This window comes from Streptomyces sp. NPDC037389, assembly GCF_040636475.1.
Lineage (GTDB): Bacteria > Actinomycetota > Actinomycetes > Streptomycetales > Streptomycetaceae > Streptomyces > Streptomyces hesseae.
Window position 1 is genome coordinate 1 of sequence record NZ_JBEZUS010000096.1, and the last position, 1002, is coordinate 1002.

Annotated in this window: 2 protein-coding genes; both read left to right on the forward strand. The window is 69.5% G+C overall.

Annotated features, from left to right (window positions below):
* The coding region (locus tag AB0E98_RS34005; RefSeq protein ID WP_361710386.1) for an ABC transporter permease at nt 1–551 on the forward strand (551 nt) is incomplete at its 5' end.
* Nucleotides 544–1002, forward strand: a 459-nt coding sequence (locus AB0E98_RS34010) for an ATP-binding cassette domain-containing protein (RefSeq protein WP_361710389.1), incomplete at its 3' end; no start/stop codon positions are given. The genes AB0E98_RS34005 and AB0E98_RS34010, both read left to right, overlap by 8 nt.

Consider the following 1002-nt stretch of genomic DNA (forward strand, 5'->3'; position numbering starts at 1 on the left):
TGGCGGGCGTGCGCGCCATCTCCGGCAACCTCGGACTGGTGCGGGCGCTGCACTTCCCGCGCGCCTCGCTGCCCATCTCGTTCGCGCTCCAGCAGCTCCAGCAGCTGCTCGCCTCGATGATCGTCATGTTCGCGGTCGTCATCGGCTTCGGCAGCTACCCCTCGCTGTCCTGGCTGCTGGTCCTGCCGGCGCTCGTCCTGCAGTTCCTGTTCAACGTGGGCCTGGCGCTCATCGTGGCCCGCATGGGGGCCAAGACCCCGGACCTGGCCCAGCTCATGCCGTTCATCATGCGGACCTGGATGTACGCCTCGGGCGTCATGTTCTCCATCCCGATCATGCTGAAGGACAGCCCGGGGTGGGTCTCCGACCTGCTCCAGTGGAACCCGGCCGCCGTCTACATGGACCTGATCCGCTTCGCGCTGATCGACGGGTACGGCTCCGAGAACCTGCCGCCGCACGTGTGGGCGGTCGCCCTCGGCTGGGCCGTGGTCCTCGCCGTGGGCGGCTTCGTGTACTTCTGGAAGGCGGAGGAGAGGTACGGCCGTGGCTGAGCAGCAGCAGGACCAGCGGGTGCCGACGGTCATCGCGGACGAACTGCACATCGTCTACCGCGTCAACGGCGCCAGGACCGGCAAGGGCAGCGCCACCGCCGCGCTCAGCCGCATCCTCAGGCGCGGCGAGGAGCGGGGCGTGCGCAAGGTGCACGCCGTGCGCGGCGTCTCCTTCACCGCCTACCGGGGCGAGGCCATCGGCCTGATCGGCTCCAACGGCTCCGGCAAGTCGACGCTGCTGCGGGCCATCGCCGGCCTGCTGCCCGCCGAGCGCGGCAAGGTCTACACCGACGGCCAGCCCTCCCTGCTCGGTGTGAACGCGGCCCTGATGAACGACCTGACCGGCGAGCGGAACGTCATCCTCGGCGGCCTGGCCATGGGCATGTCCCGCGAGCAGATCAAGGCGCGCTACCAGGACATCGTCGACTTCTCGGGCATCTACGAGAAGGGC